8 protein-coding genes and 1 pseudogene are annotated in these 9,302 nt (G+C 75.2%); all 9 read left to right on the top strand.

Annotation, left to right across the window (positions count from 1 at the left end):
* Window positions 1–313, top strand: a pseudogene (locus E1298_RS39605) (cobalt-precorrin-5B (C(1))-methyltransferase); the annotation flags it as partial.
* A 31-nt stretch (window positions 314–344) separates the two neighbouring features.
* Window positions 345–1,682 carry a bifunctional cobalt-precorrin-7 (C(5))-methyltransferase/cobalt-precorrin-6B (C(15))-methyltransferase gene (locus E1298_RS39600; RefSeq protein WP_131902524.1) on the top strand — a complete coding sequence of 446 codons (1,338 nt, stop codon included), beginning with the start codon at window positions 345–347 and terminating at the stop codon, window positions 1,680–1,682.
* Window positions 1,679–2,128: a cobalamin biosynthesis protein gene (locus E1298_RS39595; protein ID WP_131902523.1), complete on the top strand. Its 450-nt coding sequence runs from the start codon at window positions 1,679–1,681 to the stop codon at window positions 2,126–2,128. Before E1298_RS39600 ends, E1298_RS39595 begins: the two co-directional genes overlap by 4 nt.
* A gap of 95 nt (window positions 2,129–2,223) precedes the next feature.
* The gene (locus E1298_RS39590) at window positions 2,224–2,820 is read left to right on the top strand and encodes a precorrin-8X methylmutase (protein ID WP_131902522.1); all 597 of its coding nucleotides are present in this window, start codon (window positions 2,224–2,226) and stop codon (window positions 2,818–2,820) included.
* A gap of 75 nt (window positions 2,821–2,895) precedes the next feature.
* Window positions 2,896–3,030: a hypothetical protein gene (locus E1298_RS51390; RefSeq protein ID WP_279499510.1), complete on the top strand. Its 135-nt coding sequence runs from the start codon at window positions 2,896–2,898 to the stop codon at window positions 3,028–3,030.
* A complete protein-coding gene (gene cobC / locus E1298_RS50825) occupies window positions 3,027–4,079 on the top strand; it encodes an Rv2231c family histidinol phosphate aminotransferase CobC (RefSeq protein ID WP_243726099.1) in 1,053 nt (350 codons plus the stop codon). Before E1298_RS51390 ends, cobC begins: the two co-directional genes overlap by 4 nt.
* Window positions 4,063–5,859 carry a nicotinate-nucleotide--dimethylbenzimidazole phosphoribosyltransferase gene (gene cobT, locus E1298_RS39585; protein WP_424923197.1) on the top strand — a complete coding sequence of 599 codons (1,797 nt, stop codon included), beginning with the start codon at window positions 4,063–4,065 and terminating at the stop codon, window positions 5,857–5,859. The genes cobC and cobT overlap by 17 nt, the downstream gene beginning before the upstream one ends.
* Before the next feature lie 135 nt (window positions 5,860–5,994).
* Window positions 5,995–7,233 carry a uroporphyrinogen-III C-methyltransferase gene (gene cobA / locus E1298_RS39580; protein WP_131902520.1) on the top strand — a complete coding sequence of 413 codons (1,239 nt, stop codon included), beginning with the start codon at window positions 5,995–5,997 and terminating at the stop codon, window positions 7,231–7,233.
* On the top strand, window positions 7,230–9,221 hold the full coding sequence (locus E1298_RS39575) for a GTPase family protein (RefSeq protein ID WP_243726098.1): 1,992 nt from the start codon (window positions 7,230–7,232) through the stop codon (window positions 9,219–9,221). The genes cobA and E1298_RS39575 overlap by 4 nt, the downstream gene beginning before the upstream one ends.
* Window positions 9,222–9,302: the final 81 nt, after the last annotated feature.

Below are 9,302 nucleotides of genomic sequence, written 5' to 3'. Positions count from 1 at the left end.
CGCTTCGGGCGGCGGTGGCGGGGGCGTGGGTGCGGGCGTGCTGGACGCGATCACGCTGGACATGGACGGCGGTCCCGCGCTGGCCGCGCGGGTGGCCGAGGCCCCGACGGCGCGGCACGCGTACGCGCTGTGGGAGGCCGCGGGCAAGCTCGGTCCGTGCGGCCGCGAGCTGTGCCGCCGCACCGCGGGGGAACTGGAGCGGCGCGCCGCCGAGGCCGCGGGCGCGTCGGCCAGCCCGGTCGCCGCCCAGGTCGTGCTGGTCGACGCCGCGGGCGAGCGCATGATCGGCATGTTCGGGCGGATGGCGCGGTGACGGGCCCCCGCATCCCGGCCCGGGGACCCGCGTGCTGACGATCATCGGCCGGGACGGGACGCCGCTGCCGGAGCCGGCCCTGGCCGCCGTGCGGGACGCCGCCCTCCTGGTGGGAGAGCCCGGGCGGCTGGCCGATCTGCCGGTGGCGCGGGGCGTCCGGACGCTCGCCACCAACGATCCCGTAGGGGCCTTGCAGGGGATCGACGTCACGGAGCAGAACGTCGTGGTCGTCGTGGACGGGGATCCGGGCTATTTCGGGATCGTCCGGGAGTTGCTCGAACAGGGCCACGCACCGGACGTCCTGCCCAGCACTCCCTTGGTGGCGCGGGCTTTCGCGCAAGCCGGGCTGCCCTGGGAGGACGCGTTGGTCGTCTCCGCCCGGGACGGCAACCTGAGGCGGGCGGCGAACGCCTGCCGTGCCCATCCCAAGGTGGCGGTGCTGACCGGGCCGGGTGCGGGACCAGCGGAACTGGCGCGCGCGCTGTTCCCCGTGACTCCGCGTTCGTTCGTGGTCTGCGAGGACCTGGACGGGCCTCGGGAGCGGGTCGTCTACGTCCGTCCGGCCGAGGCCACCACGCGTCCGTGGAACGACCCGGACGTGGTGCTCGTCCTGGACAACCGTCGCGCGCTGGGGGAGACGGGCTGGATCTCCGGTGCCGCCCTGGGCCCCGCCGGATGGGCCCTGCCCCAGGACGCCTTCGGTGAGGGGACGGGTGCCCGGCTGCCGGGTGCCCGGCTGCCGGGTGCCCGGCTGGGGCTGAGCCCGGACGTGCGTGCCTTCGTCCTGGCCAAGCTGGGCCCCAGGATCGGCGACATGGTGTGGGACGTCGAGTCGGGCGACGGGTCCGTGGGCATCGAGTGCGCGCGCTTCGGCGCGGCCGTGGTCGCCATTGAGCGCGACAAGGCGACGTGCGACAGGATCCGGGAGAGCGTCCGCCTGCATGGTGTCAAGGTCGCGATGGCGTGCGGGGACGTCCGGTCCACCATCGACCACATGCCCGAGCCCGACGCGGTCTTCATCGGACGAGGCGGGCCGGAGACCGTCCAAGCCTGCGCCGCGCTCAACCCGGACCGGATCGTCGTCATAGCGGCGGACGGCGAGACCCAGCCCATACTGGATGCGCTGGTCAAGCGGGGTTTCACCGCCGAGGCCGTCCAGCTCCAAGCGACGCGCCTGACTCTGCGCACCTCGGACACCGCGGACACCCCGGGCGCCGCGTCCGCGCCGTCACCCGAACCGGCCGATCCCGTGATCGTCGTGTGGGGCGAGCGAGGGGCCAGGTCCGTCCCGCGCCGTCCGTCCCGGACCGTCCGTCCTATCGAGACCATTTCCGCCCTTCCCGCCGACCTCGGCGGGCCCGAGGTATGACCGAGGTGGTGATCGGCGTCGGCGCGTCCAGCGGAGCGTCCGCCGCAGAGATCGGAGCGCTGATCGGTGCCGTCCTGGAGGAGGCCGGGCTCGCGCCGGAGGCGGTCAGGTGCGTGGCTACGGCGGACGGGCGGGCCGGTGAACGGGTTGTCCGCGCGGCCGCGCGGGACGGCGGATTTCCGCTCATCGCCTACCCTGTGGACGTGTTGGCGCAGGTGGAAGTGCCCAACCCGGCCGAGGCCACGCGGGCCCGGACGGGAACCGCGAGCGTGGCAGAGGCGGCGGCGCTGCACGCCGCCCGCCCTCTCGGCGGGGCCCCTGAGCTGATCGTCCAGAAGCGGAGATCGGCGCGGGCGACGGCGGCCGTCGCCTGGATCGGCCCGCCGGGCCCGGACGGCCCAGAGTCGCTCGGCAAATCCCTCCCTAAGGGGCATGGCGGGGCGTAACGCCCGCCGTCCCGTGACACCCTGGTGCCCGACCCGGAACGCCGCACCGATCCCCCGGCGACAGCGAGGATCGCCGTGATCAGCCTGGAGGCGCAGTGCCCGTACGTCAGCCCCACCCGATCGAGATCCGGTCGTATGAGATCCTCCGGTCCCGCGTCGACCTGACGCCGATGCCGCCGCTGTGGCGGGCCGTCGCCGAGCGGGTGATCCACGCCACCGCCGACCTGGAGTACGCGGTGGACCTGGTGACCAAGGAGGAGTTCCTCAAGGAGGGCTGGGCCGCGCTGCACGCGGGCGCACCGATCGTCACCGACGAGGGCATGGTCGCCGCCGGGATCAGCGCGCGGGAGGCGCTCTGCCACGCGGGCGACCCGGCGGCCGCCCGGATGGCGCGCGCCGCGGGTATCACCCGCTCGGCCGCCGCCGTCCGGCTGTCGTACTCGGAGGTGGGGCCCGGCGCGGTCTGGGTCGTCGGGTCCGCCCCCGAGGCGATCTTCGAGATCATCGCCCGCCGGGTGCGGCCGGCGCTGGTCATCGGGATGCCGGTCGGCTTCGTGGGCGCGTCCGAGGCCAAGGAGGCGCTGCGCTCCAGCGGGGTGCCGCAGCTCAGCAACGTCTCGGAGAAGGGCGGCTCCACGGCCGCCGCCGCCGCGGTCAACGCGCTGCTCTACCACGAGGCGGCGGAGCGCTGAGCGCGCCGGACACGGCCCGCGGCGGGGGAGCGGGCCCGCGGGCGAACGAGACGAACCAAACAGAACGCGCAGAACATGCAGGACGCGCAGGACATGCAGGACATGCAGAACGCGCGGGACAGACAGAGCGAGCAGAGCAGTCGAATCGGGCAGATCGCAGTGGGCGGCGCCGTGGCGCGCCGTTCCGGCGAGCAGGGGGTGCAGTGGTGAACGGGGCCGGAGAGCGCGCCGCGGCGGTGGAGGCCGACGAGGTCGACCTGCGGCACCACGGGGACGCGGAGGTCGGCGACGGGCTCGCCGACTTCGCCGTCAACGTGCGGAGCGGCATGCCGCCCGCCTGGCTGGCCGAGCGGCTGCGCGCGTCCGTCGCCGGCCTGGCCGCCTACCCCGACCCGCGCCCCGCGCGCCGGGCGGTCGCGCGGCGGCACGGCCGGGCCGCCGAGGAGGTGCTGCTCACCGCAGGGGCAGCCGAGGCGTTCGTGCTGCTCGCGCGGGTCCTGCAGCCGCGCCGGGCGGTGGTGGTGCACCCGCAGTTCACCGAGCCTGAGGCCGCGCTGAGGGCGGCCGGGCACGCGGTGGAGCGGGTCGTCCTGGGCAAGGACTTCACGCTCGACCCCGCGGCCGTCCCGGACGGTGCCGACCTCGTGGTGATCGGGAACCCGACGAACCCGACGTCCGTCCTGCACCCGGCGGACGCCGTGGCCGCGCTGGCGAGGCCGGGCCGGACGGTCGTGGTGGACGAGGCGTTCATGGACTGCGTCCCGGGCGAGCCGGAGACCCTGGCCACGCGGCTGCCCGCCGGGATCGTCGTGATCCGCAGCCTCACCAAGACCTGGGGCCTCGCCGGGCTGCGCGCCGGGTACGCGCTCGCCGATCCCCGCCTGATCGCCCGGCTGGCGGAGGCGCAGCCGCTCTGGGCCGTGTCCACCCCGGCGCTCGTCGCGATCGAGGCGTGTTGCTCGCCGGACGCGGTCGCCGAGGCCGACGCGTGGGCCGTCCAACTGGCCGCCGAACGGAACCGGCTCGCGGCCGAACTCACCGCACGCGGCCTCTATGTCGTGCCCGAAGCGCGCGCGTCGTTCCTGTGCTTGCGCGTGCCGGACGCTCTGGGCATACGGGCCCTGCTACGGCAGCGCGGCTACGCCGTCCGGCGCGGGGACACGTTCCCGGGGCTGGGGCCGGATTGGCTGCGGATCGCCGTCCGCGACCGTCCGTCCAACGACGCCCTGCTGGAGGTGCTCGGTGAGCTCGGCATCTGACTCGCCGCCGAGCCCGCCTTGGGACGACGCCGAACGCGCGGCCGTCTACCGTGCCATCGCCGAACGGCGGGACATGCGCGACGGATTCCGCCCGGACGCCGTGGACGACGCCGTCCTCACCCGCGTTTTGGAGGCAGCCCACCGGGCGCCCTCGGTCGGGCTCACCCAGCCGTGGGATTTCCTCATCATCCGCGACCGGGCCAAGCGGGAACGTATCCGCGCGCTCGCCGAACGGCAGCGCGCCCTGTACGCGACCACGTTGCCGCCCGCGCGCGCCGCCCGCTTCGACGGGCTCAAGGTCGAGGCCATCCGCGAGGCGCCGGTCAACATCGTCGTCACCTGCGACCCCACCAGAGGCGGACGGAACCCGCTCGGACGCCACGTCCAACCCAAGACGGCCCAGTACTCGGTGGCCTGCGCAGTCGAGAACCTGTGGCTGGCCGCCCGCGCCGAGGGCCTGGGCGCCGGATGGGTGAGCTTCTTCGACGAGCGGGAACTGGCCGACGAACTGGGCCTTCCCGCCCACATCGAGATCATCGCCTACCTGTGCGTCGGGCACGTGACGGCGTTCCCGCCCGCGCCGATGCTCGCGCTGACCGGCTGGGCCCGCCGCCGTCCCCTCGCGTGGGCGGTCCACGACGAGGCGTACGGGCGGCGAGGGCTGCCCGGAGAGGACACCGTGAACCTGATCGAGCAGACCATCGCCGGGATCGCGCCCCCCGACGAGGACGCCATCCGCGACGCCCGCGACCACCAGGCCCGCCTGACCAAGCCGCCCGGCTCCCTCGGCGTGCTGGAGGACGTGTCGGTCCAGCTCGCCGGGCTGGCCGGGCGGTGTCCGCCGCCGCTGCCCGAGCCCGCCGCCGTCGCCGTCTTCGCCGCCGACCACGGCGTCCACGCCCAGGGCGTCACCCCGTGGCCACAGGAGGTCACGGCGCAGATGGTCGCCAACTTCCTGGCCGGCGGCGCCGTGGTCAACGCGTTCGCCGCCCAGGTCGGCGCCGAGGTCAGCGTCGTGGACATCGGCGTGGCCGCCGACCTGCCCCCCGCCCCCGGCCTGCTCCCGCGCAAGATCGCCCACGGCACCGCCGACATGACCGCCGGCCCCGCGATGACCTCAGACGAGGCCCGCCGGGCCGTCGAGACCGGCATCGAGGTGGCCCGCGACCTGGTCTCGGCCGGGGCCCGCTGCCTGGTCACCGGCGACATGGGCATCGCCAACACCACCGCGTCCGCCGCCCTGATCGCCGCCTTCACCGGCCTGCCGCCCGAGCGGGTCACCGGCCGCGGCACCGGCATCGACGACGCCACCCACGCCCACAAGGTCGAGATCGTCCGCAGGGCTCTGACCAGGCACGACCTCCTGAACGTCGCTCCGGGACGCGATCCCTTGGAGATCCTCGCGGCGGTCGGCGGGCTGGAGCACGCCGCGCTCGCGGGATTCGTGCTCGGCGCGGCGGCGCTGCGCGTCCCGGTCGTCCTGGACGGGGTGATCGCCGGAGCGGCCGCGCTCGCGGCGGCGGCGCTGTGCCCGCGGGCCCTCGGCGCCTGCGTCGCAGGGCACCGCTCGGCCGAGCCCGGTCACGCCGCCGCCGTCGACCGCCTGGGGCTGCGCCCGCTGGTCGACCTGGAGCTGAGGCTCGGCGAGGGAACCGGGGCGCTGCTGGCGTTGCCGCTGGTCCAGGGCGCTGTGCGGGTCCTGCACGAGGTCGCCACGTTCGACTCGGCCGGAGTGAGCGAGAAGGACGCCGGGCCCCGTAACGACATGATCACGGAATGAGTCACGCTCGGCTATCGACTGGCCCGAGCCCCTCTCCATGAGCTCCCCAACCCGAGTACCTTTGTTCCACAAAGACAGGTGTCCGTCACCGGCGTCCGCGAGCTACCCCGACCGCCCGACCGAGAGAACCACCACGTGCCCCCGTACCTGCTAGGCCTGCGACTCGGCGGGCGACGCGTCCTCGTCGTCGGCGGAGGGCGGGTCGCCCAGCGCCGCGTGCCCGCCCTGCTGGCCGCGGGCGCCGACGTCGTCCTGGTCTCGCCCGAGGTCACCGCCTCGCTGGAGGGGCTGATCGACGCGGGCCGGGTCGCCTGGCACCGGCGGCCCTACCGGCGCGGCGACTGCGCCGGCGCCTGGCTGGTGCAGGCCGTCACCGACGACGCCAAGGTCAACGGGGACGTGGTCGCCGAGGCGGAGGCCGCGCGCGTCTGGGCCGTCCGCGCCGACGACGCCGAGTCCTCCCCGGCCTGGACGCCCGCGAGCGGTCAGGCGGGCGAGACCACCGTCGGCGTCCTCACCGGCGGCGACCCCCGCCGCGCCGCGGGCATCCGCGACGCCGTGGTGGAGGGGCTGCGCGACGCCACCCTCGAATCCCGGCACTCCCGGCAGAAGCCCGCCGGCGTCGCCCTCGTCGGCGGCGGCCCCGGCGACGCCGGGCTGATCACCGTCCGCGGCCGGCAGCTGCTGGCCATGGCCGACGTCGTCGTCACCGACCGGCTCGCGCCCGCCCAGCTGCTGGACGAGCTGGCCGACGACGTCGAGGTCATCGACGCCGCCAAGATCCCCTACGGGCGGACGGTCACCCAGGACCGCATCAACGACCACCTGGTCGAGCACGCGCGGCAGGGCAAGTTCGTCGTCCGGCTCAAGGGCGGCGACCCGTTCGTGTTCGGGCGGGGCGGGGAGGAGGCGCTGCACTGCGCCCGCCACGGCATTCCCGTCACCGTGGTCCCCGGCATCACCAGCGCCGTCGCCGTGCCGTCCGCCGCGGGCATCCCGGTCACCCACCGCGGCGTCGCGCAGGAGTTCCACGTGGTCTCCGCGCACGTCGCCCCCGGGCACCCTGAATCGACCGTCGACTGGGAGGCGCTGGGCCGCGCCGGCGGCACGCTCGTGCTGCTCATGGCGGTGGAGCGGATGGCCCTGATCGCCGCCGCCCTGATGCGCTATGGTCGTTCGTCTGATACGCCGGTAGCCGTGATCCAGGACGGCACCCTCCCCGGCCAGCGGGCTGTGACGGCCACGCTGGGCACGGTGGCCGACGAGATGGCCGCCGCCGGAGTCCGGCCCCCGGCGATCGTGGTCGTGGGCGACGTGGTCAACGTGGCACGAGAGATCGACATGATTCGAGCCGACATGGGACGGGATCCGTGACACCCCCGGCAGAGCAGAGCGCGGTTCACGACGAGGAGGCGGGCGCCGGCCCGGGACGCGGGGTCGACGGCTCCGCCAGGCCCGGCGACCAGGCGGTGCCCGAGGGCAACACGGTGCCCGAGAGCGAGGCCGGGGCCGGCGGGCCCGGTGGGTCCGCGCCCGGCAAGCCCGCGAAACCGGGCGCGGGAAAGGGCGGCAAGTCCGCCCGCGGCGCCCGCGCGTCCAGCGGCAAGACCGGCGGCCCGTCCGCCAAGACCGGCGGCTCGACGGTGCGCCAGGGCGAGCTGATCCGCGCGCTGACCGCGCTGCGCGAGCAGCTGGGCGCCTTCGACTTCGTCCTGGACGTGCCGGGCGTCGAGGAGGCCCGCGAGGCCCGGCAGGAGCTGCGCAACCAGCTGGAGGACTACGTCCTCCCGCGCATCCAGGCGGCCGGCACCCCCATGCTCGTCGTCCTCGGCGGGTCCACGGGAGCGGGCAAGTCCACCCTGGTCAACACCCTCGTCGGCGCCCGCGTGAGCGCCACCGGCGTGCTCCGCCCCACCACCAGCAGCCCGATCCTCGTCTGCCACCCCGACCACGCCGAGTGGTTCCTGGAGGGGCCGATGCTCCCCGGCATGGGCCGGGTGCGCGGGCCCGCCCCCGACGCCATCGCCGGCGACCAGCTCGTCGTCATCACCAGCGAGGTCCTCCCGCCCGGCCTCGCCCTCCTCGACAGCCCCGACTTCGACTCCGTCTTCGAGGACCACTACGAGTTCGCCACCAAGCTGATGGCGGCCGCCGACCTGTGGCTGTGCGTCACCACCGCCGCCCGGTACGCCGACGCCCAGGTGTGGCAGATGCTCCAGCGCGCCAAGGAGAACGGCGCCACCATCGGCGTCGTGCTGTCCCGCGTCCCGCAGGGCGCCGGTCCCGGGGCCCGCGCCGGGACGACCGGCTGGGGCGGCGCCGAGGTCGTCGAGCACTTCGGCGAGATGCTGGACGAGCACGAGGTCGGCGACGCGCGGCGCTTCACCGTCCCCGAGACCCGCATCGAGGAGAGCCGCCTCCCCGAGGAGGCCGTCGAGGACATCCGCGCCTGGCTCGTCGACCTCGCCGAGGACACCGGCGACCGCGAGATCGTCGTCAGCGACACCCTCGCCGCCGTCCTCGACAGCTTCCGCACCCGCGTCCCCGAGCTGGCCAGGCAGGTCGAGGCGCAGGTCGGGCAGCGCGCCGAGCTGGCCCAGCAGGTCGAGGCCGCCTACGGCACCGTCCTCGCCGAACTGGACGAGGCCACCCGCAACGGCTCCCTCCTGCGCGGCGAGGTCCTCGCCCGCTGGCAGGACTTCGCGGGCACCGGCGACCTGCTGCGCGCCCTGCACGTCCAGCGCGCGCGCCGCGGACGGGCCGCCAACCGCCGCCGCCGCAGCCCGGCCCGTGTGCGCGCGCTCAAGGCCGCCCTGCGCAGCAGCCTCGAATCGCTGATCATGTCGTCCGCCGAGCACGGCGCCGAGCAGGTCCTCGCCCGCTGGCGCGAGCACCCCGCCGGCGGCCAGGTCATGACCGGCCCCGCCGCGGCCCTCGGCGGCGTCTCCCCGGAGCTGTCCCGCCGCGTCACCCGCGCCGTCAGCTCCTGGCAGGACCACGTCCAGGAGCTCATCCGCACCGAGGGCGTCACCAAGCGCTCGGTCGCCAAGCTCGTCTCCTTCGACACCGAGGCGGTCTCGCTCGTCCTGATGATCGGCCTGCTCGGCTACGGGACGTCCGACGTCGCCGTCGAGGGCGGCAACAGCGCCGTCCCGCAGCGGCTCCTCAAGGCCCTGTTCGGCGCCGAGTCGCTGCGCGGCATGGGCGCCAAGGCCCGCGCCGACCTGCGCAGCCGCATCGGGATGCTGTTCGACGAGGAGGCGATCCGGTTCGGGCAGGCACTCGACGGCGCCGGCATCCCCGACGAGACCGTCCCCGTACAGCTGTACCAGGCCACCTACAACCTCGAGGTTGCACGATGACCACCTCGGCCATCCCCGCGAACTCGCCCACGGGCCCCGGCGGCATCCCGATCCCCGGGCCGCCCGGACCCCCGGCCGGGC

Source organism: Actinomadura rubrisoli (assembly GCF_004349215.1).
Taxonomy (GTDB): Bacteria; Actinomycetota; Actinomycetes; order Streptosporangiales; family Streptosporangiaceae; genus Spirillospora; species Spirillospora rubrisoli.
The sequence above is the reverse complement of the archived record's forward strand: the minus strand, read 5'-3'. Positions and strand labels throughout refer to the sequence as shown.